Genomic DNA, 26,887 nt, shown 5'->3' on the forward strand with positions numbered 1-26,887 from the left:
GGTCAGCCCGGCCGGGCGGTCTGCGCCGCCAGGAATGCCACGAGGTCGGCGCACAGCACCCGGTCGTCCGGCGGCTCCGGCGGTCCGCACAGCCGCGCGAACGCCCCGCCGTCCAGGAGCGGGGCCGGCGGAGCCGGCTCGGGGCAGCGCCGCAGCGCCGGCGCGCGCCCGCAGTGCTGCCGCACCGCCGCGGCCAGCGCGTCCATGGTCGCGTGCACGCTGCGGATCGGACCGGCGGCGTTGACGATCCGGCCGTCGATCGCACCGGGTGCAGCGGCGATCCGCACCAGCGCGTCCGCCAGCGTCCGCACATCCAGGTGGTCGTGCGGCCGGTCGGGGGTGTACTGCGTCACCGTGCCGCCGGCGATCCAGGTGCGCGCGGCCGCGGTCAGGAACGACCGTCCCGCCCCGCCGGGGCCCCGGCCGATCAGCGTCGTCGCCCGCACGATGACGAAGGGGTGGCCGCTGGCCGCCAGCCGCCGTTCGGCCTCCAGCTTGCTTCGCCCGTAGGCGTCGATGGGCCCCACCGGGTCGGATTCGGTCAGCGGCCGGTCACCGCCGTGCGGACCGTAGACCGACCGGCTGGAGACGAACACCACCGGCGTCGGCCGGTCCAGTCCGGCGATCAGGGCCGCCATGCCCGCGCGGTTCGACCGGTCGGCCTCATCCATGCGGTGGCGCAGGGCGCCGGCGGCGTGGATGACCACGTCGGCGCGCAGGGAGTGCGGGGCAACCGCCTCCAACCGGCCGGGAAGGCCGGCGAAGGGCAGACCCCGCCGGGCCAGCGCGTCGGCGACGCAGGCGCCGAGATAGCCGCTCCCCCCGGTCAGCAGGATCTGCGCCACCGCCCGTCCTCCCGGAACCGCTCGGCGTCCGCCGCCGGGAGCGGATGGTCGGTGAGGATCTTCTGCACCGCGGCGACCGGTGCCGCCGGACAGGAGTCGTCGCCGCTCCACCCGGTGAAGCGCCGCAGCACCTCCGCCACCTCGTCGAAACCCAGATGGCTGCGGGCGGAGGTGGTGCCGGTGAAGCGGCCGTTCATCTCGAACGCCACGTAGCGCCCGTCCGGCGTGCGCTTGAACTGCACGTTGAACGGTCCGACCCAGCCGGCCTGCCGGATGCTGTGCGCAAAGTCCATGCCGGCCCGCGCGAGCGCCGGGTCGGTCGTCCGCTGCGACCATTCGCACCGCCCGCAGACCATGGTGTTGCGGGACGCGAAGAGCGGCGAGACGTCGCCGTCGGGTCCGATGACCACCTGCACCGAATATTGCCCGGTTTCCGGCAGGGAGAAGAAGAAGGGGACACCGGCGGACAGGTCGGGAAGGGCCGCCGTGAGGTCGGGCGAGGGGTCCAGGTACGGCTGCACCACCATGCCGCTGTCGGCGAAGGCCCGCCGGACGTGGTCGGGGGAGAGCAGCAGCACCACGCCGCGCGACCCGTTCCCGCGCGCCGGCTTGCCGATCAGCGGGTAGCCGTGGGCCTCGCCCAGGGCCAGCGCCTCCTCCGGCGTGGCGACGGTGGCGGCAAAGGGAAGGCCCTCGGCCACCGCGAAGCGATGGCTGGCCAGCTTGTCGTCCATGATCGCGGCCGCCGCCGTGCTGCCCACCGGCAGCACCGGCCGGGTGGACCCGGACCGCGCCGCCTTCAGCCGGGCGAGCGCCAGGACGTCGTCGTCGCGGGTGGGGATGACCAGGTCCGGCTCCTCGCGGTCGATGAGAGCGGCCAGCACCGGTTCATAGTCCGGATCGGCCGCCGGCGGCACCCGGTGGGCGGCATCGCAGTCGAACACCCCCGCCGCCGCCAGGCTGTTGGTTCCGATCAGCGTGAGCCCCCGCCGGTGCGGGGCAAGGGCGTCGATGACGTTGCGGGCGCACAGGCTCCCGGCGCTCAGAAGGAGGATTCGCATGGGCTTCTTCATGGTGGCGGTGGTGCCGTGACTCCATCCGCACCGAACGGATCGGCGCGGGTGGGAACGGCGATGACGAACGGCCCCGCGATCCGCCGTGCGGCGGCGAGGGCATCGGCAACCGCGGCCGGCGTGTCGGCGGCGACCGCCGCGGCGCCCAGCGAGCGGGCGAAAGCGACCCAGTCGATGCGGGGCAGGAGCGACAGGGCCGCCGCGCCGGGCGTGCGGGCGCGGGCGCGCAGATGGACGTTGCCGAGCATGGCGTTGTCGCTCACCACCACGGTGACCGGGGCGCCGTACCGCACCGCCGTCGCAAGCTCCGGACCCAGCATGCGCATGCAGCCGTCCCCGGTGACCACCAGCACGGGCGTGTGCGGGTGTGCCAGGCTGGCCCCGATGCCGGCGGCGATGGCCCACCCCATGGGTGCGGTCCGCGGGGCGGCGTGGAATCCCCCGGCGAAGGGCGTCGTCCAGTGATGGCCGACGAACGGCCGGAACAGGCCGGCGTCGCAGAACAGGACGGTGTCGCGCGGTGCCGCGGCACGCAGGGCCGTCACCAGCGTGTCCACCGCCATGGCCTCCCCCGGTTCCGGCGGCCGGCACGGGCGGCGGCCCGGTCCGGCCCGCAGCCCGGCGATCCAGGCGCGGCGGGCGGACGCGCCGGCGGCCAGGGCCCGCAGGCGGCCGTCCCGGTTCTCCAGCATCCAGGCCAGCGCCGCCGCGGGATCGGTGGCGTGCAGCACGAGGTCGGGCAGGGGGCCGGGGCGCCGGCCGTTGGGATCGCGCTCGCTCAGGTCCGCGCCCAGCGCCAGCAGCCCGCCGAGATCGCCCCGGCGCAGCAGGCGGGTCGCGTGCAGTCCCTCACCGTAGCCGATCGGGCCGAGGCACAGCGGGTGGTCCTCGTCGATCGCCCCCTTGGCGGCGAAGGTGGTGACGACGGGCAGGACGTAGGTTTCGGCCACCGCCCGCAGCAGCTCCGGCGTGCCGCCCGCCAGCGCCGCCGGTCCCGCGACCAGCGCCGGGTGCCGCAGCGACGCCATGCCGTCGAGGGCGCCGGCGTCGAACGGTGCTGCCGACGGCGGGGCGGCGGCGGGCGGAGCGATGGCCGGTGCCGGCGCGTCCTGGACGTCCAGGGGCAGGACGATGTGGACCGGACCGGCGGGGCGCCCGGCCAGTCGGGCGGCGGCGTCGGCCAGGACGGCGGGCAGCGCCGCCGGCGCCCCCGCCTCCAGGCTGAGGTCCACCGCCCGTTCCATCACCGCGGCGTCGCGCCAGCCGTCGCACCCCGTGTCCTGGAAGGCACCGTCGCCCTCGTCCGCCGCCGGGGACCCGCTGACGAAGGCCACCGGCACCCCTTCCAGCCGGGCGGTGATCGCGCCCGCTGCGGCATAGGCGGTGCCGGGACCGCCGGTCATCAGGCATGCGCCGGGCCGGCCGGTGCGGCGGGCGTGGCCGTCGGCCATGAAGGCGGCGCCCAGTTCGCTCTGGGCGACCACGGGAAGGACGGGGCCGTCGGCGACCGCGGCGACGAGCGGGTCGATCCGCGCCCCCGGCACCAGGAAGACGCGTTCGCAGCCGAGCCGTGCCAGCCAGGATGCGACCGCTTCGGCGCAGGACGGCAGCCGGGCGCCGGTCATGCCCGGCCCCCGGCGGGCGGGCGGTGCCGGTCCGGCGCCGCGGCCAGGGCACCGACCACGCGGCCCACGTCGTCCGGGGTCAGGAAACCGTGGAACGGCAGCCCGATGGCGCGGTCGGCCAGACCGTCGGTGACCGGCAGGTCCGGCCCGCCGTCGGGGCCGATGCGACGGCATCCGGCGAACCGCGGCTGGCGGTGCAGGGGGGGCGCGTACCAGCGCCGCGTCTCGATGCCCGCATCGGCCAGGGCGGCGGCGACGGTCTCCGCCGGCACCCCGGTCTGCACCACCAGGACGGCGGCGGCGTCCCCGTCGTCCCGTTGCAGCCGGACGCCCGGCAGCCGCGCCAGGGCGGCGCGGTACGCCTGCCGGACCGCGAGCCGGCGCCGCGCGACGTCCTCACGGCGGGCGAGCTGCAACACGCCGACCGCCGCGGCCATCTCGCTCAGCTTTCCGTTGAAGCCGCCGGCCGTCACCGTGCCGTTCTCCAGGCCGAAGTTGATGGCGCGGCGGACGCGCGCAATGCGGTCGGCGTCGCGGCCGGCCACCAGCCCCCCTTCGCCGATCCCCAGCGGCTTGGTCGCGTGCAGGCTGAAGGCGACGAGCAGGCCGTCCGCCAACCCCTGCCGGCCGAGCGCCGCCGCGGCGTCGACGACCACGGCCGCGCCGGTGTCGCGGCTGAAGGCCGACCATTCGTCGGCCGGCACCGGGCAACCGAACGCCGCCACCGGAACCACGGCGCCGGTGCCGGCGCCGGCGCGGGGCAGGGCATCGCGGGCGATGGCCGGCGTCAGCGTCCAGGTCTGCGGGTCGACGTCGCAGAACACCGGGCGCAGCCCGGCCCGGCACACCGCCAGCGCCGTCGCCGGGAAGGTGAAGGACGGCAGCAGGACCGCCGTTCCCGGGGCGAGGTCGAGCACGCCCAGCGCCGCCTCCAGCGCGGCGGTGCAGGAGGAGGTGGTGCACACCGCCGCTCCGGGACCGAGCAGATCCGCCAGGTCCCGCTCGAAACGGCCGACCATCGGGCCGAAATTGGTGAACCGGCCGGACCGGGCGATGGCTTCCAGCAGCGGCATCAGCGCCTCGGGCGGCGGCATGTCCGGAACCAGGACGGGCAGCATCACGCCTCCGGCGCGGCAAACGCCGCGTCCAGCAGGGCACTCATCATCGGCACCGGGGCGAACCGTTCGACACTGCGGCGGCCGGTCTCGGCGACGCTCTCCAGGTCGGGGTCGCCGGTGAACACCCGTTCCAGGTGGGCGCCGAGGGTGTCGGTATCCGCGGTGAAGGTCAGCAGGTCCGTGCCCTCCCGGAACAGGCCGGCGGTCGCCCGCGTCCGGCCGGCGACACCGACGGAGCCGCGCGCGAGGGCATTCAGGATCCGCTCGCTCAGCCCGCCCCCCATCAGGTTGGGCGCGTGGCTGACGACGGCACGGCTGCGCCCGGCCGCCTCGACCAGATCCGGAAACGGCATCGGTCCGTCGACCGTCGCCCCCGGGTGGCGGTCAAGGCCGGCCGGCCAGCCCGGCGTCACGAAGCGGCAGGGAAAACGCGCCAGGAAAGCCAGCAGGCGCCGCTTGGCCCGGGCGATGACGAAACGCCCCACGCATTCCATCAGCACGGCGCCATCCCCCGTCCAGGGAACGAGCGCACCGCCGCGCTGCCGGAACACAGCCGCGGCGTGACGCCAGAGCGGTGTGTCGGGACAGGCTTCCATCCGCTCCGCCAGGGCGTCGGCCGTGGCCGCGTGCTGCGGCATCCGGATGCGCCAGTCGTCGCGTTCGGGCACGAAGATCGGGTAGCCGGTCACATAGGTCACCGCCTCCGTCCGCTGCCGCCAGGGCACCGGCGGGTCGCGCGGCGGCACCAGCAGGGGAAGCGCCGCGCAGGTCCGGGCCGGCGACCCCAGCGCCCCGGCGGCGTAGTCCGGCCCGTCCATGTCGATGAAGCCGAGCAACGCCCGGGGATCGGCGCGCCGCGCGACGGCCATGGCCAGACGGCTGTGGGCGAAATAGGCGGGGTTGTTGATCCGCATCACCAGCCGGCCCGGCGCCAGGTTCCGGCAGGCGGCGGCGAAGGCGTCCGGCGCCGCGGCAATTCCGTTGTCGGCCAGCACCAGGTCTGCGCCGGCGAAGCCGGCGTCACCGCCGAGGGCCGACGGATCGACCACCCGGGTGTTCCATCCCAGGGTGCGGAGTGCGGCAACCCGCAACGCGATCCCCGTCCGCACCACACCGAACCAGTCGAAGGACGCCGTTCGTTGCAAAACGATAGCCCGGCGCGAGTATTTCATACCGTCCCGCAAGTCACGATGCCGATGGCTCCAAGATAATTTGGAATTTCAACCATTCATCGGCACGTTAGCACAGACCGCTTGCGTCCGGCAATCGGCGCAAAACGGCGCTCCGGCATAAGCATCATCGGTGCGCAGGAGAAGCAGCGCCGGGTTTTTCGGCAATATACAACCAGAACGGGTTCACTCCGCCCGGTCGAACGTGATCTGATTGGCATCGTAGCGGGCGACCACCCGCACGGTGTCGCCGGGCTGCACCGCCAGCGGCGGATCGAAGAAGGCGATGGCCTGCTTCCAGTGGTTGGTGCGCGCGCGGCTCGCGGAGTGGTAGACGACCTCCTCGTCCATGAACAGGTCGAACCAGAAGGCGACGCCGTGGCAGGTGCCGGCGGCGGTGACGGGCACCGCGATCTGGCGCCGGCCCTCCTCGGGCATGTTGCGGGTGAAGTCGAACTCCAGCGCGGTGAAGGGGTCCGAAAGCGGCGTGTGGACGTCGGCGCCCAGGTCGATCTGGGCGTAGCCGGGGGAGCGGAAGACGTCCATCGCCGACATGTCGAAGCCGTCGATCGTGCCCACCGGGTTGATGCGCGCCAGCTCCGGCGCGTCCACCAGCATGGCGTACACGGTGGAGGCCCGCGGGATGATGGCGCCGCCGGGCTTCACCAGATGGGTGCGGGCGTGCTGGAGCACCGACAGCATGCGCGGCGCCAGCATGCCGATGTTGATGAGTTCGGAGACGAAGACGTCCGCCTTCTCCGGCAGGTCGGTGCCCATCTCCAGGCGGGTGGAGAGCTTGGGCACCACGGTGATGCGGTCGGCGTAGCCGTTGCGCGCCACCGTCTCGGCGGCGACGCGGGCCAGCACCGGGTTGACCTCGCAGGTCACCACCCGGCGCGCCCCGGCGCGCGCCGCCATCATGGCGACGATGCCCGACCCCGTGCCGATCTCCAGCACCAGGCTGTCGGGGCCGACGGCGCGTTCCACGGCGCGGCGGTAGGCGTCGTTGCGCTCCGTGTCGTTGATCATCGGCAGATGCCAGCCGGGCACCGCGTTGGAATGGATCAGGCGGCGGGTGAAGGCCACCAGGGGGTGGTCGGGCGCCAGGGCGCGGGCCTCGTCGATCGCCGCGATGGCCTCGTCGGCGCGGTCCAGGCTGTGCAGCGCGTGGGCCAGTCCGACCCGCGCCTGGATGAAGGCGGGAACGGCATCGATCACGGCGCGGAACGCCTCTGCCGCCGCCTCCGGCCGGCCGAGCGTGGCCAGCACCTCGGCCAGGCCGTAGCGGGCGTCGGGATAGTCGGGCGCGCGCTCCAGGGCGGCGCGGAAGCTGCCCTCCGCCTCTTCCAACCGGCCCAGGTCGCGCAACGCCCCGCCCAGGAAGTTGTGCATCTCCGGCGCATCGGGCCGCAGTTCCAGGGCGCGGCGGTAGCAGGCCTCGGCTTCGGCGGCGCGCCCCTGCGCCTTCAGCGCGTTGCCCAGGTTGCCGTGCGCCTCCGGCAGGTCCTCGCGCAGGGCGAGCACCCGGCGGAAGGCCGCCTCCGCCTCGCCGTAGCGCTCCATCTGGTAATACAGGCTGCCGCGGCTGTTGAAGACGGACGGGTCGGTCGGCGCCGCCTCGGCCGCGCGGTCCAGCAGGTCCATGGCGTCGGCGGCGTGGCCGGCGCTGGCGGCGATCAGGGCCAGCACGTGCAGGGCGCCGCCGTCGCGTGCGTCGGCGGCCAGGATCGCCCGGCACGCCCGCTCGGCCGCGGCGAGGTCACCGGCCCGGAAGGCGCGGATGGCGTCGTTGATCGTGGGGGTGGCGTCGGTCATCGCGGTCTGGCTCCGTCTCGGGCGCGTGGACGGGATGCACCATGGCCCGGACGCGGCATCGCGACATACCCCGTACGGATGTTGGCCCCGTACGGTTGTTGGTAGACATTCCGCACGCTCTGTCAAGTCGTATCGCGCCGTTGCCGCGATCCCGTCAGGTCCGGGCGGGTAAAGATTGAGTAAAAGCCCGTCGGCTTCCATGCGCAATCCTCTGCGGCGCCGGCGTTTACCCCGGGACCGGCGCCGGTGCGCCGACCGCTCCGTAGAGCCGGGAGGCGCTGTGGCGGCCGCGCAGGGGAGCTGCGGGCAGGGCGGTCCAGCCGCCGCCCGCCGGGTCCTCGCCGGCGGCGTCCAGCAGCTCCCGCGTCACGATCAGGGCATGGCCGGCGGTCTTGGTCGTCTGCTCCACCCGCGCCGCCACGTTGACCGTATCGCCCAGCACGGTGAACTCCAGCCGGGTGTCGTCGCCGACCGCGCCGCAGAAGACCTCGCCCCAATGGACGCCGATGCCGATGCGCACCGCGTCCTCCCCCGCCGCCGCGCGCAGAGCGTTCCACGCCTCCACCTCCGCCAGCAGGGCGCGGGCGCAGGCCAGCGCCCGGCCGGCGTCGTCCGGGCCGGGGGCGGGCACGCCGAACACCACCATGGCCGAATCGCCGACGAACTTGTCGATGACGCCGCCGGTGCGCCCGGCGGCACGGGCGACGCAGGCGCGCAGGCCGTTGACGAAGGCGCCGAGGGCTTCGGGGTCCAGCACTTCCGCCCGTTCGGTGAAGCCGCGCACGTCGGTGAACAGCACCGCCGCGGTCTGCCGCCGGCCCCGCCGCAGCTCCGCCTCGCTGCCGTCGGCCAGGCGGTCGGCGATCTGCGGCGGCAGGAACCGCGTCAGGTTGGCGCGCCGCCGCGTTTCGGCGATGGCCCGGCGCAGCAGCGTGCGGGCGCGGTGCGCCGCCAGCACCAGCACCGCCCCGGCCAGCACCACCATGACGCCGCGCATCACGTTGGGCGGCGCGCCGAAGAACAGGGAGAGTGCGGCCGGCGGCGGCCGGTCGGCGCCCCCCGGCAGCGCCCCGAAACCGATCGTCGCGGCGACGCCCAGCCCCGTCAGCACCACCAGATAGGCCTGGAGATACGGGTTGTAGCGCAGCGCCCCGAAGGCCAGCACCAGGGGCATCAGCCACACCGCCGGGAACGCCGCGGCGTAGTTGGACGGCACCCCGGTGTTATCGACTGAGATCATCACGTTGACCGCGACGAACACAAGGTCGAGCGTAGCGAAGGCCCATCCCATCCAGGGCCGGTAGGCGGCGGACCCCGCCAGCCGCAGCGTCATCACGCCGAAGGTGAAATAGGCCGCCAGCGACCCGAGCGCGACGGCGATCTGGCGCGTCAGCTCCGTGCGGTCGTGCGGAGCGTTCGACAGCACCGCCGCCGCGAAGGCGAGGAACAGCAGCACCGCCACGGCGATGCGCAGGCCGGCCACCGTGCGCTCCGCCCGCACCTCCGCCGCATCGAACAGCGCGCGCGCTCCCGTTTCCATGCTGCCGCCTCCGCAACCCCCGCGCGGGGGCGTTGCCCCGCCTCAATTGCCTGTCCCACTGTAGCGCCGAACGAACCGAAAAGGGGGAACCGAAACCCATGCCGCGCAACCGTTCGGGCCTGATGCCCGTCGCCCTCACCCTGTTCCTGGCCGTCGGCTGCGCCGGCCTGCCCGGCGCCGGCACCCCCGGTGCCGTCCCCGATGCCATGGACGGGGCCGCCGCCCGCCGCTTCGCCGCCGTGCGCGAGGAGCCGCCGGCCCTGCGCGCCTTCCTGCAGGCCATGCCCAAGGGGGCCGACCTGCACACCCACCTGTCGGGAGCGGTCTACGCCGAAACCTACGTGCGTGCCGCCGCGGCCGCCGGCCTCTGTTTCGACCGGGGCACCCTCACCCTCACCGCGCCGACGCCGCCCTGTGATGCCGCCAGGGGGCGTCCGCCGGCCGCCGCCGCACTGACCGATTACGGCCTGCACACGCGCATCGTCAACGCCCTGTCCATGCGGTCCTTCGTGGCCACCGACGGGACCAGCGGCCACGACCAGTTCTTCGCCACCTTCGGCCGCTTCTCCGCCGCGAACGACGATGCCGCGGCGCTCGCCGCCGAGGTGGTGGACCGCGCCGGGCGCCAGGGCGTCCATCACATCGAGCTGATGTCGACCGCACGCGGCGACCGGGTGCGCGCGCTGGGCCGCGCCCTGCCGTGGACCGGCGACTTCGCGGCCATGCGCGCGTGGCTGATGGCCAACGGCCTGCCCGCCGAGGTGGAGGCCGGCCGGCGCGACATCGACGCCCTGGAGGCGCGGCGCACGGGGCTTCAGCGCTGCGGCACGCCGCAGGCTGCACCGGGCTGCGGGGTGTCCGTGCGCTATCTCCAGCAGGTGTCGCGTACGGCGGCCCCGTCGCAGGTGTATGCGCAGATGGTGTACGCGTTCGCCCTGTCCGCCGCCGACCCGCGGGTGGTCGGCATGAACCTGGTGGCGCCGGAGGACCACCCCACCGCCCTGGCCGACTACCGCCTGCACATGGCGATGATCGATCACCTCCGGGGCGGGCAGCCGTCCATGAACGTCGCCCTGCACGCCGGCGAACTGACGCTGGGCCTGGTGCCGCCGGAGGAGCTGCGCTTCCACATCCGCGAGGCGGTGACCACCGGCCACGCCCGGCGCATCGGCCACGGCGTCTCCGTCATGTACGAGGACGACCCCTACGGCCTGCTGCGCACCATGGCCGAGGGCAAGGTGGCGGTGGAGATCAACCTGACCAGCAACGACGTCATCCTGGGCATCCGCGGCAAGGACCACCCGTTCCCGCTGTACCGCGCCGCCGGGGTTCCCACGGTCATCACCACCGACGACGAGGGGGTGGCGCGCTCCGACCTCACCCACGAGCTGCAGCGGGCGGTGCAGACCCACGGGCTGGACTACGCCGCCCTGGTGGAGAACGCCCGCAACGGGCTGGAGTACAGCTTCCTGCCCGGCGCCAGCCTGTGGGCCGATCCGCGCGCCGCCACCCGCACCCCCGCCTGCGCCGCCGCCGACCCCGCCGCCGACCCCGCCGTCGACCCCGCTTCCGGCGCCCTGCCGGCGGCCTGCGCCGCGCTGCTCGACGCCAGCGACAAGGCGCGGGTACAGTGGCGCCTGGAACGGGCTCTGGCCGCCTTCGAGCGGGCCGCCGCCGAGGGCCGCATCTGAGGAGCACGCACGCCATGGCCGACACCCACCCCCCGGACGACGTGCGCGGCCGGGGCTTCCGCCGCCGCGCCACGCTGGCCGAGGCGCTGGCGCGGGTCGACGCCGCCACCGCGGCGCTGCCGGCGCGCCCCGCCGCCCCGGCCGCCGGCGGGGTGCTGGCGCAGGCGGTGGTCGCGGCGGCCGATCACCCGCCCGGGCCGGTGGCCCTGTGGGACGGCTACGCCGTACGCGCCGCGGACACCCTGGGGGCCGACACCTACAACCCCCTGTCGCTGTTTCCCGGCGCCGCCGTCGCGGTGGCCGCGGGGGAGTCCCTGCCGCCCGGCACGGACGCGGTGGTGCCCGTCGAGTCGGCGGTGGCGTCGCCCCCGGGGATCGAGGTGGCGGAGGCGGTGGCCCCCGGCCACGGCGTGCTCGGCCGCGGCGAGATGGCGGCGGCGGGGGCGGAGCTGCTGCCCGCCGGCCGCATCCTGCGGCCGCAGGACGTGGCGCTGCTGGCTGCGCTGGGGGTGGCGCGGGTGGCGGCGGTGCCGGCGCCGCGCGTGCGCATCCTCATCGCCGGCGGCCCGCGCGGCGGGGCGGCGGACGCCGACACGCCGCTGCTGGCCGCCCTGGTGGCCCGCGACGGCGGGGTGGCGGAGTGTGCCGGGCCGCTGCCGGCCGACCGTGCCGCCCTGGCCGCCGAACTGCGCCGGCCGGGCGCCGACCTGATCCTGCTGGCCGGGCGCAGCGGCGTCGGCCCCGACGATGTGGCGCCGCTGGCGCTGGCCGACGCCGGCGGGCTGGCCCTGCACGGGCTGGCCCTGCGGCCCGGCGGGTCCGGCGGGCTCGGTCACGCCGGGGGTGTGCCCGTGGTGCTGCTGCCGGGCGACCCCGCCGCGTGCTGGGCGGTGTACGAGGCGCTGGGCGGGCGCGCCGTGCGCCGGCTGGCTGGCCGGCCGGCCGGTCTGCCGCACCCCGCGGTGCGCCGGCGCGCCCGCCGCAAGCTGGTGTCGGAGATCGGGGTGGCCGAGTTCTACCGGGTGCGGCTGGCCGGCGACGACGGGGTGGAGCCGCTGGCCTCGGCCGCCGTGCCGGGTGCGGCGGCGCTGGCCCGCGCCGACGGCTTCGTGCTCATCCCCGCGCAAAGCGAGGGGGTGGCCCCCGGGGATGAGACGACCGTCCGGCTTTATGACGGGTCCGCCGCCGGGTTATGGTGACCCGCGTTCGACGGCGGCGGCGCCACACGGTCAACGGAGAATCAGAGTGTCCAACGACGAGGTCCGGCGGTTCGTGAACCAGGCCGCCCGGCAGGAGCAGTTCCTCACCGTGCCGGGCCGCGACGAGGCGTGGCGGCGGTTCGCCGCCCACCTGCGCCTGGCCCCGCTGGGGGAGGAGACGGTGCCGCTGGACGACGCGCTCGGCCGCATCCTGGCGCGCGACGTGGTGGCGGCGGTGGATGTGCCGGGCTTCGACCGCTCCTCGGTCGACGGCTTCGCCGTGCGCGCCGCCGACACGGAGGGGGCCACCGAGGACCGCCCCCGCGTGCTCGACCTGAACGGCGAGGTGCTGGCCGCCGGCACGGTGCCGGCGCTGGCGGTGGGCACGGGCACCGCCACGGTCATCGCCACCGGCGGCATGGTCCCGCGCGGGGCCGACGCCGTGGTCATGGTGGAACAGACCGAACTGCGCGAGGACGCCGGCGACGGTGCCGTGCGGGTGGAGATCCGCAAGCCCGCGGTGCCCGGCCGGTTCATCGCCGCCACCGGGTCCGACATCGGCCGCGGCGAGACGGTGCTGCGCGCCGGCCAGGCGCTGAGTTCGCGGGAGATCGGCGTGCTGGCCGCCATCGGCGTGGCGGCGGTGGCGGTGTGGCGCCGCCCGCGCGTCGCCATCCTGTCCACCGGCAACGAGATCGTGCCGCCCGGCGAGGCGATCCGGCCGGCGGCGGTGTACGACAGCAACGGCGCCATCCTCGCCGCCGCCGTGCGCGAGCTGGGGGGCGAGCCCGTACGCCTGGGCGTGGCGCCCGACGACGAGGCGGCGCTGACCCGCCTGGTGGAGGAGGGGCTGCGCCACGACGCGCTGATCCTGTCGGGGGGCACGTCGAAGGGGGCGGGCGACCTGTCCTTCCGCATCGTCAGCCGCCTGACCGACCCCGGCGTGGTCGCCCACGGGGTGGCGCTGAAGCCGGGCAAGCCCCTGTGCCTGGCGGTGACCGGCGGCAAGCCGGTGGTGATCCTGCCGGGCTTTCCCACCTCCGCCACCTTCACCTTCCACGAGTTCGTGGCCCCCGTGCTGCGCGCCTTCGCCGGCCGGCCGCCGGCAGAGCGCGAGACGGTGCCGGCGACCCTGCCCGTACGCATCGGGTCGGAGCGCGGGCGCACGGAGTATGTCATGGTCGCGCTGGTGCGGACCAACGAAGGGGGGCTGGCCGCCTATCCCCTCAGCAAGGGGTCGGGCTCCGTCACCGCCTTCAGCCACGCCGACGGCTTCATCGCCGTGCCGGCCGACGCCGAGGCGGTGGACGCGGGCAGCCCGGTGGATGTCCAACTCATCGGCCGCAACGCCGAGCCCGCCGACCTCATCGTCATCGGCAGCCACTGCCCCGGCCTGGACGGCGTGCTGGGCCGGCTGGTGCGCGACGGGCTCAGCGTCAAGGCGCTCAACGTCGGCTCCATGGGCGGGCTGGGTGCGGCGCGGCGCGGCGAGTGCGACGTCGCCCCCGTCCACCTGATGGACGCCGAAACCGGGGCGTACAACACGCCGTTCCTGAAGCCGGGGCTGGAGCTGGTGCAGGGCTATCGCCGCATGCAGGGCCTGGTGTTCCGCCCCGGCGACGCCCGCTTCGCCGGGTCCGATGGCGCCGCGGCGGCAGCCGCCGCCGCGGCCGACCCGGACCGCCTGATGATCAACCGCAACGTCGGCAGCGGCACGCGCATCCTCACCGACCGGCTGCTGGGGGCGGCCCGCCCCGCCGGCTATTGGACGCAGGCCAAGTCCCACAACGCCGTCGCCGCGGCGGTGGCGCAGGGGCGGGCCGACTGGGGCGTCGCCATCGACAGCGTCGCCCGCCTGTACGGCCTGGGCTTCCTGCCCCTTCTTGAGGAACACTACGACTTCGTCATCCCGCGCGAGCGCATGGGCCGCCCGGCCGTGCACCGCTTCCTGGCCGCGCTGGAGGACCCGGAGGTGGGGGCGCTGCTGGCCGGCCTGGGGTTCCGGCGGTGAGCGGGGGGCCGGCCATGGATGCCCGCAGCCGCTCCGCCATCGCCGCCTGGTGCCTGTACGACTGGGCCATGTCGGCGTTCAACACGGTGATCTCCACCTTCGTCTTCAGCGTCTATTTCATGCGCGCGGTGGCGGCCGACGAGGTTGCCGGCACCGCCCAGTGGAGCCGCGCCATGGCGGCCGCCGGCATCACCATCGCCGTGCTCAGCCCCGTGCTGGGCGCCATCGCCGACCGCGCCGGCCGGCGCAAGCCGTGGCTGGGGGTGCTGACGCTGATGTGCATCGCCTGCACCGTGGCCCTGTGGTGGGTGCGCCCCGACCCTTCCTACGCCCTCATGGCGCTGGTGCTGGTCGCCGTGGCCACCATCGCGTTCGAACTGGCCAACGTCTTCTACAACGCCATGCTGCCGGCCATAGCACCGCCCGCCATGATCGGCCGCGTCTCCGGCTGGGGCTGGGGGGTCGGCTATTTCGGCGGGCTGGCCTGTCTGGTGGTGTCGCTGTTCGGCCTGGTGCAGGCGGAGGCGCCACTGTTCGGCCTGATCCCCGCCGACGACCAGGCCAACGTGCGGGCCACCGCCCTGCTGGTGGCGGTGTGGTACGGGCTGTTCGCCCTGCCGCTGTTCCTGCGCGTTCCCGACACGCCGGCGTCCGGCCTCGGCCTCGGCGCGTCGGTGCGCGAGGGACTGGCGACCCTGCGCCGCACCGTGGCGGAGGTGCGCCGGTACGGCCAGATCCTGCGGTTCCTCATCGCCAGCGCCTTCTACCGCGACGGCATCAACACCATCACCGCCTTCGGCGGCCTCTACGCCGCCGGCACCTTCGGCATGAGCTTCCAGGAGATCGTGATCTTCGCCATCGCCCTGAACGTGGTGGCCGGTGCAGGCGCCATCGGCTTCGCCTGGATCGACGATTGGATCGGTTCGAAGCGGACGATCCTGATCAGCGTCGCCGGGCTGATGGTGACGGGGGTGCCGCTGCTGCTGGTCACCGAGACCGCGTCGTTCTGGGTGCTGGCGCTGGGTCTGGGTTTCTTCTTCGGGCCGGCCCAGGCGGCCGGCCGGTCGCTGATGGCGCGCCTTTCCCCGCCGACCATGCAGGCGGAAATGTTCGGTCTGTACAACCTGTCGGGCCGGGTCGTCGGAATCTTCGGTCCGCTCGCCCTCGGGCTGGCCACCGAAGCATTCGCCAGCCAGCGGGCCGGCATGGCCTCCATCCTCGTCTTCTTCGCGCTGGGTTTCATTTTGATGCTGACGGTGCGCGAACCGACCGTCAAACCGTAACACAGGCGCGCTAGACAGGGGGCCGCGCACCTCAGGTCACATATGTCTGGACACGACCTATGCTGCGGTGCACAATGGCGGATCGTCAGGCCGCCGGGCACCCGCTTGCGAGGGACACGGGCATATGCTGCACATCAAGGACATCGAGGCTTTCGCCCGCATCAACGAGGCTCTGGCCCGCACCGGCACGCACGGGCCGCATGCCGCGTTCGACTCCGGCACCGGCCCCGCCGGGGAGCGCACCCGCCACCCCGCGGTGCTGTTCGCCCGGTTCGCCGCGGGCATGATGGCGCCCCGCCCGGCGGCACCGGCTGCGCCCGCCCCGGCGTCCGCGCCCGCCAATGCCCGCAGCGATGCCGCACGCCCCGCCGCCACCGTGGTGACTCTGCCGCCGGCGGTGAGCGCCGAGGACGAGGACGTTCCCGAGGACGGCGACACCGTCGCCACGGTCGACGCCATCCCGCTCGCCTGCGCCGAGGTGCTGGCCTTCCCGCTGCGCGACCGCGACACCCACGACAAGGCCGCGGATTCCGTGGGCGGCGGCGGCTATGATTTCGATCTCATGCCGCGGCGCCCGGTGACCATGACCGGCATGCTGACGCGCATGTTCTTCGCCCGCCGGTAACCCGCGCAATATTGGCAAAACACGCGCCGAATACAGCGCAAATCGTATTCGTTGCATCTGCGACAACCGGTCTCAGCGATACCATGTACACGGCCGATTGAAGTGCCGTCGATTCTTCTGCACCATTGAGGGCTCAAGGGCGACCCCGGCGGAACGGGCCGGGTGTTGCGGGACGGGAGACCGTGTCATGGGCAGCCTCGATCACCACGGCCTGCACGCCGGCTACGGGGTGATTCTCGACCATTTGGGGCAGGTGTACCAGGACAGCCTCGACCACCCGTCCGACGCGGCCCTGGCCGACGGGTTGCAGCGGCTGAGCGAGGCGCTGGACTGCCATTTCGACCGGGAGAACCGATTGATGGCCGACCGCGGCTATCCCGACGCCACCCGCCACGCGGCCGACCACGCGCTGATCCGCCGTGTCCTGCACAAGCTGACCGACAGCGCGCTGCGCTGCGACGGGGATCTGGCCCGCCGGGAGGTTCCGTTCCTGATCCATCTGGTGTACGAGCACCGGCGGCGCGACGATCTCCGCCTGGCCGAGTTCCTCGACGGGGCCGGCGAGCGGGTGTCGTAAGCGGGCGCCGGCGCGACGGGGTGGACGGGGCATGGCGGCGAAGGTGACACCGGCGGTGAACGCGGCGAAGGCGGCGGGGCTGTCCTTCCGTCTGCTCGAATATGATTACGATCCGTCGGCCGACGCCATCGGCCTGCACGCGGCGGCGGCGCTGGGGCTGGACCCGGCCGTGGTCTACAAGACGCTGATCGCGGAGATCGACGGCAAGCGGCTGGTCTGCGCCGTGATCCCCGCGGCGGCCCGCCTCGACCTGAAGGCGCTGGCGGCGCGCGCCGGCGGCAAGCGGGCCGACCTCGCCGACCCCGCCGCGGCGGAGCGCAGCAGCGGCTTCCTGGTCGGCGGCATCAGCCCGCTGGGCCAGCGCCGGCCCCTGCCCACCTTCCTCGACGACGCCGCCGCTGCCCTGCCGGAGATCGTCGTCAACGGCGGCCGCCGCGGCCTGCAGATCGCGCTCGCCCCCGGCGACCTCGCCCGCGCCACCCGCGCCACCGTGTGCCCGATCACCGCGGGGTAGGTCCCGCTGCGGCCTTGGCCCGCCGCTCCGCCGCCCCCATTTCGACCGGCAGGCCCCCGTTGCGGGCGGCCGGTCACGGACGGAGGCGGGCATGGACGCGCGGCAGGCGATGGACAGGGTGGTGGCGGACGTCGCCCGCGGCCTGTTCGGTGACGAGACCCCCGGGGACGGCCGCAGCGACGCGGAGATGGCGCAGGCGTTCCACCTCGCCATCGGCGACCTGGACCCGGCCGAATACGAGGACCTGCTGCTGACGCTGCCCGAAACCGCCCTGATGGCCCTGGCCGCGGCGGGGTACGTCACCACCTCCCACCTCATGTACGCCTGCGGCGTGCGCGGCGACGTGCCCGAGGGTGCCGCCGGCTATCTGGCCGGCGTGCTGGTCGGAGTGGACGACGCCGGCGTGCTGGAGCGTTTCGTGCGCAACGCCTGGTTCGGCTACGCCTACGGTCTGTCCGCCGGCGGGTCGCCTTTGCCCCCGGCGCCCGTCGTCGGGCCGGCCGGTGCCCGGGCGGCGACCGAGGTGCTGAAACAGGCGATGGTCGCCGCCGGCTTCAGCCCCGGCCGCGCCGACGAGGTGCTGGCCGCGGCCGGCCGCGTCGACGACGACAGCGCGGTGGATCTGCCCGAAGCCTACGTCGACGCCATGGCCACGGCCGCCCTCACTGCCGCCGAAGGGGGGCATCCGGGGGCGCCGCCACCGGGGCGCCCATGACGGGAGAGGCCGGTGCCCGAACGCGTGCCGGGCTGATGCGTGATCTGTGGGGCCTGGGGCTGCGTCCGGGCGACGTGGTCATGGTGCACGCATCGCTTCGGGCGGTCGGCTCGGTGGAGGGCGGGCCGGATGCGGTGGTGGGGGCGCTTCTCGACGCCATAGCGCCACAGGGCACGCTTCTCGCCTACGTCTCGTGGGACCGGTCTCCTTATGAGGAAACGCTCAACAGCCGCACCCTGACCGTGCAGGAACGCGACGCCTGGCCCGCGTTCGATCCGGCGACCGCGGGGACCTATCCGGGCTTCGGCGCACTCAATGCCTTCATCGTGCGCCATCCGGATGCGCGCCGCAGTGACCATCCCGATGCCTCCATGGCCGCCATCGGCCCGCTGGCAGAAGGTCTCGTGGCCGGCCATGCGCCGGGCAATGCGTTCGGCCCCGGCTCACCCTTGGACCGGTTCGTCGCCGTCGGCGGCCGGGTGCTGCTGCTGGGCGCGCCGCTGGATGCGGTCACCGTGCTGCATTACGCAGAGGCCGTTGCCGCAGTTCCCGGCAAGCGGCGGGTCACGTACGCGATGCCGGTCCTCGACGCCGACGGCCGCAAGGTCTGGGTCCGCGCCGAGGACTACGACTCCAACGGCATCCTCGATCAATACGCGGTACCGGGGCAGCCGGATGCGGTGGAAACCGTCATGCGCGCCTACGTCGCCGAACGCCCGCACCGGTCGGGCAGGGTGGGCGACGCGCCCTGCCGCCTGTTCGAGGCACCGGACCTGGTCCGCTTCGCGGTGGACCGGTTGGAGCGGTGGCACGGCACGCCCGGAGCGGGCGCCGGCTGACGGGACCGGCGGGGCCTTCGAAAGCTCAGGCGCCGCCGCCGGGCGGGTGCCCCGCCGCGGCGAGGATGTCGGTGGCGCGGTGATCCTCCGGCACCGTGTCGACGAAGATCACGTCGCCGGTGATGGTGCCGGTGCGCAGGGGCCGGATCGCCCGGTAGGCGGGGGAATCGTACCAGCCGCGCGCGCTGGCGCGGTCGGGGAAGGCGATGATCACCGGGTCCCCCGACCAGTCCCCCTCGACCCGTTCGATCGGGCCGCCGTGCACCAGATAGCGACCGCCGAACGGCGCCAGCGTCGCGTCGATGCGCGTCAGGTACTCGACGACCTCCGGACCCGATGCGGCGCCCTTCAGGAGCGCCATGGCGAGCGTGGGCATGATGCTTCTCCGTCCATCCCGGCGCCGGCGCTGCCGGCGCGATGGACCCACCCTGACAGGGGGCGGGCGGAGACGCCATAACCCCGCAGGTCATGGCGCCACCCCCACCCGATCCGGGCCGGCGCACGGACCGGGTGGGGAAGCGGCCGTGTCATACGGTCGGCAATTGATCACTTCCATCAATGGCCGACCGTAAAGCCCGGCAGATCAATGCGTTAGCATTGATCGAGAGGGTGATACCGGCGGCATCCTTCAGATGCCGCCGGTATCAGTGGGCCGAGGCGGCCGCGGCGCCGATGCCGGTCTGCGAGCGGACGTACTGGTCGTCGTAGGCGGCGATTTCCGCCTTCGCCCGGGCGCTGGTGTCCAGGCGGGAGACGACGATGGTCACCAGGAAGGCCAGCGTCATGGAGAACAGGGCCGGGTGCTCGTACGGGAAGATCGGCGCGTCATAGCCGATCACCGCCACCCACACCGTCTTCGACAGCACCACCAGCGTCACCGCCGAGACCAGGCCGGCCAGCCCGCCCCACAGGGCGCCCCGGGTGGTCAGGCCCTTCCAGTACATGGACAGGATCAGCACCGGGAAGTTGGCCGAGGCGGCGATGCCGAAGGTCAGGCCGACCAGGAAGGCGACGTTCTGCTTCTCGAACAGGATGCCCAGCACCACGCCGACCACGCCCAGCGCCAGGGACGACAGGCGGGAGACGCGCATCTCCTCCGCCTCGGTCGCCTTGCCCTTGCGGATGACGCGGGCGTACAGGTCGTGGGCGATGGCCGAGGCGCCGGCCAGCGCCAGGCCGGCCACCACCGCCAGGATGGTGGCGAAGGCCACCGCCGACATGAAGCCCAGCAGCAGGTCGCCGCCCATGGCCTGCGCCAGGTGCATCAGCGGCATGTTGTTGCCGCCCACCAGCTTGCCGCCGACCACGCCGCCCTCGAAGAAGCGGGGATCGGTGCCGACGATGGAGATCGCCGCCATGCCCAGGATGCACACCACCAGGAAGAACATCCCGATCAGGCCCGAGGCGACGAACACGCTCTTGCGCGCTTCCCGGGCGTTGGGGACGGTGAAGAAGCGCATCATGATGTGGGGCAGGGCGGCGGTGCCGAACACCAGGCCCAGCGACAGGGACACGGTCGACACCGGATCGGCCAGCAGCGACCCCGGGCCGAGGATGCCGGCGCCGTTCTTATGGGACTCCAGCGCGCCGGCGGCCACCGCCTCCAGGCTGAAGCCAAAGTGCAGCATCACCAGGAACAGCAGCAGCAGGCCGCCGCCCAGCATCAGGCACGCCTTGATGATCTGCACCCAGGTGGTGGCGATCATGCCGCCGAAGGTGACGTAGATCACCATCAGCACGCCGACCAGCACCACGGCCACCGCATAATCCAGCCCGAACAGCAGTTTGATCAACTGGCCGGCGCCCACCATCTGCACCACCAGATAGCAGCACACCACCGTCAGCGATCCCATCGCCGCGAAGGTGCGCACCTTGGACTGGTCCAGGCGGTAGGAGGCGATATCGGCGAAGGTGAAGCGGCCCAGGTTGCGCAGCCGCTCCGCCATCAGGAACAGGATGATCGGCCAGCCCACGAAGAAGCTGACCGTGTAGGCCATGCCGTCGAAGCCGGTGAGGTAGACCAGGCTGGACAGGCCCAGCAGCGTGGCCGCCGACATGTAGTCGCCGGCGATGGCCAGCCCGTTCTGGAAGCCGGAGATGCCGCCGCCCGCCGTGTAGAAGTCCGACGCGGAGCGGGTGCGCCTGGCCGCCCAGTAGGTGATGCCCAGCGTGGCGCCGACGAAGGCCAGGAACATGGCGATGGCGATGGGGTTGACCGCCTGCTTGTCGGCGGCGCCCATGTCGCCGGCCGCCAGCGCCGGGCCGGCGGCGAGAAGGGTGGCGAGAAGGGTGGCGAGAAGGGCGGCGGGGGCCGCGGCGAACGCCGTCCTCATTGCCCGCTCTCCGCGACGATCTCGTTGTTGAGGTCCTCGAACGCGCCGTTGGCGAAGTAGGAATAGACCCCGGTCAGCAGCCACGACACGATGATGACGACGGCGCTCAGCGGAAAGCCGATGGAGATCGCCGACCCCTGCGCGATGGGCGTCCGCAGCGCGTCGGGCGCGAAGGCCACCGCCATCATCAGCGCGTAATAGGATACCAGCACGATCAGCGACAGCGTCAGCGCCAGCCGCCCGCGCCTTCTGACCAGTTCCCTGAACTTCGGGTTTTCGCGGACCCGCCGGTAGACAGGATCGGACATGTTTCCCCCGGACAACTTGGTTATCGTGGGGCGCTGTCCTATCACCCGATTGTTTCCCGATTTTCCCGAAATTGTGACGAAATGTGTCCGGACCGCGGACGCCGGAGGGGCTTGCCCCGGCGGGGCGGTTGGCGCCATGGTCGGGGCCGATCCCGCCTTCCGCGTGCGAGTTGCGATGGTCCGCTCCCGTCTCTTCCTGCGGCTGTTCTCCGGCGTCCTGCTGGGGGTCGTCCTGTTCTCCGGCTCCTACTATCTGCTGTCGGTGCCGCTGGTGAAGGAGTCGGTCTACCGGATCGAGCTGGACGCCAGCCGCACCATCCTGGACAACGTGCACGAGATGGTCGCCAGGCTGCGCGCCGGCCTGGACGAACAGCGCGCCTACGTGATCGACACCTTCCGGGCGGAGATGCGCACCAAGGTGGCGCTGGCCGCCGGCTACATCGACTACGTCTTCGACCGCGCCGACCGCGGCGAGATCTCCCGCGACGAGGCGGAGCGGCTGATCTACGACGGGCTGAAGGCGTTCCGCTACGGCAAGGACGACTACATCTGGCTGACCAACTACGACGCCGTCCTGCTCTCCCACCCCGACCCAGACTGGACCGGCCGCAGCGCCGCCGAGGTGCAGGACCCGCGGGGCGGGCTGATCGTGCCGGACATGATCGCCCGCGCCCGCAACGAGGGCGAGGGCTACCACGTCTATCCCTGGCGCCGGCCCGGCGGCGACCCGCCGGTGCGCAAGATGTCCTACTTCCGCCACCTGCCCCGGCACGGGCTGGTGATCGGCGCCGGCGCCTACATGGATGACATCGACACGGTGGTGGAAAACCGCCTGAACGCGGCGGTGGAGGAACTGCGCCAGGCGGTGCTCGGCATCCGCATCGCGCGCACCGGCTACGTCTACATCTTCGACTCCTCCAGCCGCATGATCATCCACCCCAACACCAACATCGACCGCACGGCCTTCGGCAACCTGCGCGATCCCGCCACCGGCGCGCTGATCGGCGAGGCGCTGAAGGGGGCGGCCCACGACGGCCGCACCCTGCGCTACCTGTGGGACAAGCCCAGCGACCCCGGCAATTACGTCTACGAGAAGATAAGCTGGGTCCGCCATGTGGAGGGGCTGGACTGGTACATCGCGTCCAGCGTCTACGAGGAGGAGCTGCGCAGCTCCTCCGTGGCGCTGGGCAACCGGCTGTTCGCGGTGTCGCTGGGCGTGATGGTGCTGGGGGGCGGGATGGGCTATCTGGGCGCCCACCGGCTGACGCGGCCGCTGCGCCGGCTGGCCGACACCGCCGCACAGGTCCGCGCCGGCAACCTGGACGCCCGCAGCGGCATCCGGCGCAACGACGAGATCGGCGACCTCGCCGCCACCTTCGACGGCATGGTGCAGCGGGTGAAGGACGACATCGCCACCCTGGACAGCCGCGTCAGGGAGCGCACCGCCGCCCTGGAGGAGGCGGAGGCGCGCCAGCGCCTGATCCTCGACGCCATCCCCGCGGCCATCGCCTATCTCGACGGCAACGAACGCCTGCGCTTCGTCAACCGCCGCTGGGCCGACCAGCCGCACGCCCGCGCCGGGCGGGTGCTGGGCCGCCGCCTGCGCGACGCGGTGGACGCCGACGCCTACCGCCACCTCGCCCCCCTGCTGGACCGGGCCCGTGCGGGCGAGAGCGCCGGGGCCGACTACGCCGCCACCGACGGCCACGGGCGGGCGGTGATCACCCGCTTCACCCTGATCCCCCACCTGGACGCGCGGGGCGCCACGGTCGGCTTCTTCGTGCTGGCCCCCGACGTGACCGCGGAGGTGGAACGCCGGCGCCACCTGGACGAGGCGGAGCGGCTGAAGGCGGTGGGGCAGCTCGCCGGCGGGCTGGCCCACGACTTCAACAACCTGCTGACCATCATCCTGGGCAACCTGGCGGTCGCCCGGGAACGCTTCGCCGGCCACGGCGACCTCGACGCCCATCTGGAGCCGGCGCAGCGGGCCAGCCGGCGCGGCGCCGACATCACCGCGCGCCTCCTCGCCTTCTCCCGCCGCCAGCCGCTGAAGCCCCAGCCGGTGGAGGTGTGCGGCCTGGTGCGGGAGCTGGCGGTGCTGCTCAGCCGCTCCCTGCCCGCCGGCATCGCCATCGTCACGCCGGGACCGCAGGAGACGGCCCGGGCGATGGCCGACCCCACGCAGCTTGAGAACGCGCTGGTCAACCTGGCGCTCAACGCCCGCGACGCCATGCCCGAGGGCGGCACCCTGACCATCACCGCGGGCCCCCTGGACGGGACGGCGGCGGAAGGGTTCGACGAGCCGCCGGCCCCCGGCCGCCGGATCGCCATCCGTGTCCGCGACACCGGCTGCGGCTTCGCCGCCGGCGCGGCGGAGCGGGCGTTCGAGCCGTTCTACACCACCAAGGCGCTGGGCTCCGGCCTCGGCCTGTCCATGGTCTACGGCTTCGTCAAGCAGTCGGGCGGCTTCATCGCCATCGACAGCGCCCCCGGCGCCGGCACCACGGTCACCCTGCTGCTGCCCGAAGCCGGCCCGGCGGACGAGGCGGTGGCTCCCGCCGCCGCCGCCCCGGCCGAACCGGCGCCCGGCGACGCGCTTGCCGGCGGCTGGCGGGGCAAGCTGGCGCTGGTGGTGGAGGACGACGCCGACGTCCGCCTGGTCATGCGGCGGCAACTGATCGACCTGGGCCTGTCGGTGATCGAGGCGCAGAGCGGCGACGAGGCCATGGAGCTGGTGGAGCACCTGGACGACCTCAGCCTCGTGGTGTCGGACGTGGTCATGCCCGGCGTGACCGGCCCGGCCCTGGCCCGCCACCTGCGCGCCACCCGGCCGGAGGTGAAGGTGGTCCTGGTCAGCGGCTTCGCCACCGAGGTGCCGGACGAAGGGGAGGGGCTGGTCATTCTCCGCAAACCGTGGGAGAAAAGCGAGTTGGCCGGCGCCATTCATTCCTGCACGACCGGCTGACGGGGAAACGCCTCGAAGAAGACGAACAATCGCATGGGTGCCAGGAAGCTCGTATACGTCGTCGACGACGACCCCGATGTCCGCGATCTGCTGCGCACGGTGCTGGGGGGCTTCGGCTATGCCGTCAGCGTCTTCGGATCGGGCAAAGCGGTGAAGGCGGCGATCCGCCGCGACCCGCCGGATGTCGCCATCGTCGATCTCGGCCTGCCCGACATGGACGGCCTGACCCTGGTGCGCGAGCTGTGGGAGGACGTGCGCTTCGGCGTCATCGTGCTGACCGGGCGCGGCGACGTGTCCGACCGGGTGCTGGGGCTGGAGCTGGGGGCCGACGACTACATCGTCAAACCCTTCGAGCCGCGCGAGCTGGTGGCGCGGGTCAACACGGTGATCCGCCGGCGGCGGCAGTTGATGGCGGCCGGGCGCCGGTCGGAGGGGGCCAGGGCGCGATTCGCCGGCTGGACCATCGACTTCGGCGACCTGACGCTGACCGCCGAAGACGGCCGGCAGGAGACGCTGACGGCGGCGGAGGCGGCGCTGCTGGGCATGCTGCTGAAGGCGCCGCGCCGGGTGCTGTCGCGCGAACAGTTGCAGAGCGCCGACACCGAGCGCGGCGACCTGCCCTTCGAACGGGCGGTGGACGTGCGCATCTCGCGCATCCGCAAGAAGATCGAGCCCGACCCGCGCGCGCCGCAATTGATCCGCACCGTCTACGGCGCCGGCTATCTGCTGGCATGCGACGTCGCATGGACCGAGGCGCCGCCGGAGCGCGCCGATCACAATTCGCAACATTTCGGAGACAGTTGAGAAAAGGCGCCCCGCTAGGTTCCGCCGCAACGCCGCGATCAACGCGCCGACGATCGAGCCCCGGGGGAACGAAGCCATGGGTGCCAACCCATACAGCCTGCATCTCGACAAGAACGCCGCCAACCATGTGGCGCTCACGCCGCTGACCTTCCTGGAACGCGCCGCCGCCGTCTGGCCGGACCGGGTCGCCGTGGTGCACGGCTCCACCCGCCGCACCTGGGGCGAAACCTTCGTGCGCGTGCGCAAGCTGGCCTCCGCCCTGGCGGCGCGCGGCATCGCCAGGGGTGACACGGTGGCCGTGCTGGCCGCCAACACGCCCGAACTGTTCGAGGCGCATTTCGGCGTGCCACTGGCCGGTGCCGTGCTGAACGCCATGAACACCCGCCTGGACGCTGCCGCCATCACCTTCATTCTGGAGCACAGCGAGGCGAAGCTCCTGATCTGCGACCGCGAGTTCGCCCGCATCGGCAAGCCGGCGGTGGCCGCCATGGCCAGCCCGATCCCGGTTATCGACATCGACGACCCGCAGTTCACCGGCCCCGGCGAGCGGTTCGGGGAGTGCGATTACGAGGCGCTGGTGGCCTCCGGCGATCCCGACTTCCCGTGGACCATGCCGGCCGACGAGTGGGAGGCCATCACCCTCAACTACACCTCGGGCACCACGGGCAACCCCAAGGGCGTCGTCTACCACCACCGCGGCGCCTACCTGAACGCGGTGTCCAACGCCCTGTCGTGGAGCATGGGCGACGGGCCGGTGTACCTGTGGACGCTGCCCATGTTCCACTGCAACGGCTGGTGCTTCCCGTGGACGCTGGCGGTGGTCGCCGGCACCTCGGTGTGCCTGCGCGCCGTGCGCGCCGAATCCGTGCTGGCCGCCATCCGCGACGAGAGGGTCACCCATTTCTGCGGCGCGCCGATCGTGCTGAACATGATCAACAACGCGCCGGCCGAACTGCGGGCGGGCATCGACCACCCGGTCAAGGTGATGACCGCCGGCGCCGCCCCGCCCGCCGCGGTGATCGCGGGCATGGAGCGCATGGGCTGGGAGGTCACCCACGTCTACGGCCTGACCGAGGTGTACGGGCCGGTGACCCTGTGCGTCTGGCACGACCGCTGGAACGGCCTGCCGCTGGACGACAAGGCGGCGCTGAAGGCGCGCCAGGGCGTGCGCGGCCCCATGCTGGAGGCGGTGATGGTCGCCGACCCCGCGACCCTGGAGCCGGTGCCCCGCGACGGCCGGACCATGGGCGAGGTGTTCATGCGCGGCAACAACGTCATGAAGGGCTACCTGAAGAACCCGGCGGCCACCGAGGCGGCGTTCGCCGGCGGCTGGTTCCACACCGGCGACCTGGCGGTGTGGCATCCCGACGGCTACCTGGAGATCAAGGACCGCTCGAAGGACATCGTCATCTCCGGCGGCGAGAACATCTCCACCATCGAGGTGGAGGACGTGCTCTACCGCCATCCCGACGTGCTGGAAGCGGCCGTGGTGGCGCGGCCCGACGAGAAGTGGGGCGAGACGCCCTGCGCCTTCGTCACCCTGAAGGAGGGCGCCACCACCACCGAGGCGGACATCATCGCCTTCTGCCGCCTGCACCTCGCCCACTTCAAGGCGCCGCGCACGGTGGTCTTCCGGGCCCTGCCCAAGACCTCCACCGGCAAGATCCAGAAGTACGTCCTGCGCCAGGTCGTGAAGGAGCTGTGATCGTGAAGATCCTCGTGTCCGTGAAGCGGGTGGTCGACTACAACGTGAAGGTCCGGGTGAAGGCGGACGGCACGGGCGTTGAGACCGCCGGCGTCAAGATGTCCATGAACCCCTTCGACGAGATCGCGGTGGA

At 73.2% G+C, this 26,887-nt stretch carries 22 protein-coding genes and 1 pseudogene; 13 read left to right on the forward strand and 10 right to left on the reverse strand.

Features of this window, described 5'->3' with window-relative positions; genetic code table 11:
- Positions 1-2: 2 nt before the first annotated feature.
- The 7 genes from G472_RS37540 to G472_RS0122865 form a co-directional block, all read right to left on the reverse strand.
- Entirely contained in the window at positions 3-845 is an 843-nt protein-coding gene (locus G472_RS37540) for an NAD-dependent epimerase/dehydratase family protein (protein ID WP_029010228.1), read from the reverse strand.
- The gene (locus G472_RS39550) at positions 827-1,906 is read right to left on the reverse strand and encodes an ATP-grasp domain-containing protein (protein WP_169732848.1); all 1,080 of its coding nucleotides are present in this window, start codon (positions 1,904-1,906) and stop codon (positions 827-829) included. The genes G472_RS37540 and G472_RS39550 overlap by 19 nt, the downstream gene beginning before the upstream one ends.
- 8 nt (positions 1,907-1,914) lie before the next feature.
- Positions 1,915-3,543: a thiamine pyrophosphate-binding protein gene (locus G472_RS0122845; RefSeq protein WP_029010229.1), complete on the reverse strand. Its 1,629-nt coding sequence runs from the start codon at positions 3,541-3,543 to the stop codon at positions 1,915-1,917.
- Positions 3,540-4,661 (reverse strand): DegT/DnrJ/EryC1/StrS family aminotransferase, encoded by a 1,122-nt coding sequence (locus G472_RS35095; RefSeq protein WP_051341165.1) that lies wholly within the window; start codon positions 4,659-4,661, stop codon positions 3,540-3,542. Before G472_RS35095 ends, G472_RS0122845 begins: the two co-directional genes overlap by 4 nt.
- Entirely contained in the window at positions 4,661-5,806 is a 1,146-nt protein-coding gene (locus G472_RS0122855; RefSeq protein ID WP_156927226.1) for a glycosyltransferase family protein, read from the reverse strand. Before G472_RS0122855 ends, G472_RS35095 begins: the two co-directional genes overlap by 1 nt.
- A 210-nt stretch (positions 5,807-6,016) precedes the next feature.
- Positions 6,017-7,645: a tetratricopeptide repeat protein gene (locus G472_RS0122860; protein WP_029010231.1), complete on the reverse strand. Its 1,629-nt coding sequence runs from the start codon at positions 7,643-7,645 to the stop codon at positions 6,017-6,019.
- Positions 7,646-7,871: 226 nt separating this feature from the next.
- Positions 7,872-9,185 (reverse strand): adenylate/guanylate cyclase domain-containing protein, encoded by a 1,314-nt coding sequence (locus G472_RS0122865; RefSeq protein ID WP_029010232.1) that lies wholly within the window; start codon positions 9,183-9,185, stop codon positions 7,872-7,874.
- A 98-nt stretch (positions 9,186-9,283) separates the two neighbouring features.
- On the opposite strand from G472_RS0122865, the gene G472_RS35100 reads away from it, so the two are divergent.
- The 9 genes from G472_RS35100 (at position 9,284) to aac(3) (ending at position 18,639) form a co-directional block, all read left to right on the forward strand.
- On the forward strand, positions 9,284-10,876 hold the full coding sequence (locus tag G472_RS35100; RefSeq protein ID WP_051341166.1) for an adenosine deaminase family protein: 1,593 nt from the start codon (positions 9,284-9,286) through the stop codon (positions 10,874-10,876).
- 14 nt (positions 10,877-10,890) lie between these two features.
- Positions 10,891-12,075: a molybdopterin-binding protein gene (locus G472_RS35105; protein ID WP_051341167.1), complete on the forward strand. Its 1,185-nt coding sequence runs from the start codon at positions 10,891-10,893 to the stop codon at positions 12,073-12,075.
- Positions 12,076-12,121: 46 nt separating this feature from the next.
- Complete coding sequence (locus tag G472_RS0122880) at positions 12,122-14,086, forward strand: molybdopterin biosynthesis protein (RefSeq protein ID WP_029010233.1); 1,965 nt, start codon at positions 12,122-12,124, stop codon at positions 14,084-14,086.
- A gap of 14 nt (positions 14,087-14,100) precedes the next feature.
- Complete coding sequence (locus G472_RS0122885; RefSeq protein ID WP_035693480.1) at positions 14,101-15,369, forward strand: MFS transporter; 1,269 nt, start codon at positions 14,101-14,103, stop codon at positions 15,367-15,369.
- A 124-nt stretch (positions 15,370-15,493) separates the two neighbouring features.
- On the forward strand, positions 15,494-15,994 hold the full coding sequence (locus G472_RS0122890) for a hypothetical protein (RefSeq protein WP_029010235.1): 501 nt from the start codon (positions 15,494-15,496) through the stop codon (positions 15,992-15,994).
- Positions 15,995-16,181: 187 nt separating this feature from the next.
- Positions 16,182-16,571, forward strand: coding sequence for a hemerythrin family protein (locus tag G472_RS0122895; protein ID WP_029010236.1), 390 nt, complete (start codon positions 16,182-16,184; stop codon positions 16,569-16,571).
- Positions 16,572-16,602: 31 nt separating this feature from the next.
- Positions 16,603-17,085, forward strand: coding sequence for a Cys-tRNA(Pro) deacylase (ybaK, locus tag G472_RS0122900; protein WP_029010237.1), 483 nt, complete (start codon positions 16,603-16,605; stop codon positions 17,083-17,085).
- 91 nt (positions 17,086-17,176) lie between these two features.
- Positions 17,177-17,800, forward strand: coding sequence for a hypothetical protein (locus tag G472_RS0122905; protein WP_029010238.1), 624 nt, complete (start codon positions 17,177-17,179; stop codon positions 17,798-17,800).
- On the forward strand, positions 17,797-18,639 hold the full coding sequence (gene aac(3) / locus G472_RS0122910; protein ID WP_051341168.1) for an aminoglycoside 3-N-acetyltransferase: 843 nt from the start codon (positions 17,797-17,799) through the stop codon (positions 18,637-18,639). Before G472_RS0122905 ends, aac(3) begins: the two co-directional genes overlap by 4 nt.
- 25 nt (positions 18,640-18,664) lie before the next feature.
- Here the strand turns inward: aac(3) and G472_RS0122915 are convergent, their stop codons facing one another.
- The 3 genes from G472_RS0122915 to G472_RS0122925 all read right to left on the reverse strand — a co-directional run bounded on the left by G472_RS0122915 (position 18,665) and on the right by G472_RS0122925 (position 21,280).
- Positions 18,665-19,015: a DUF1330 domain-containing protein gene (locus tag G472_RS0122915; protein ID WP_029010240.1), complete on the reverse strand. Its 351-nt coding sequence runs from the start codon at positions 19,013-19,015 to the stop codon at positions 18,665-18,667.
- Positions 19,016-19,283: 268 nt separating this feature from the next.
- Positions 19,284-20,972 carry a cation/acetate symporter ActP gene (gene actP, locus G472_RS0122920; protein ID WP_029010241.1) on the reverse strand — a complete coding sequence of 563 codons (1,689 nt, stop codon included), beginning with the start codon at positions 20,970-20,972 and terminating at the stop codon, positions 19,284-19,286.
- Positions 20,969-21,280 carry a DUF485 domain-containing protein gene (locus G472_RS0122925; protein ID WP_029010242.1) on the reverse strand — a complete coding sequence of 104 codons (312 nt, stop codon included), beginning with the start codon at positions 21,278-21,280 and terminating at the stop codon, positions 20,969-20,971. The genes actP and G472_RS0122925 overlap by 4 nt, the downstream gene beginning before the upstream one ends.
- A 175-nt stretch (positions 21,281-21,455) precedes the next feature.
- Here G472_RS0122925 and G472_RS0122930 point away from each other — a divergent pair, with 175 nt between their 5' ends.
- From G472_RS0122930 to G472_RS40355, 4 genes and pseudogenes are all read left to right on the forward strand, one after another.
- Entirely contained in the window at positions 21,456-24,245 is a 2,790-nt protein-coding gene (locus tag G472_RS0122930) for a cache domain-containing protein (RefSeq protein ID WP_029010243.1), read from the forward strand.
- Between the two features lie 33 nt (positions 24,246-24,278).
- Complete coding sequence (locus G472_RS35110; protein ID WP_051341169.1) at positions 24,279-25,049, forward strand: response regulator transcription factor; 771 nt, start codon at positions 24,279-24,281, stop codon at positions 25,047-25,049.
- A 76-nt stretch (positions 25,050-25,125) separates the two neighbouring features.
- Positions 25,126-26,754: an acyl-CoA synthetase gene (locus G472_RS0122940; RefSeq protein ID WP_029010244.1), complete on the forward strand. Its 1,629-nt coding sequence runs from the start codon at positions 25,126-25,128 to the stop codon at positions 26,752-26,754.
- A gap of 2 nt (positions 26,755-26,756) precedes the next feature.
- Positions 26,757-26,887 (forward strand): annotated as a pseudogene (locus G472_RS40355) (electron transfer flavoprotein subunit beta/FixA family protein); the annotation flags it as partial.

The organism is Azospirillum halopraeferens DSM 3675 (assembly GCF_000429625.1).
GTDB classification, from domain to species: domain Bacteria; phylum Pseudomonadota; class Alphaproteobacteria; order Azospirillales; family Azospirillaceae; genus Azospirillum; species Azospirillum halopraeferens.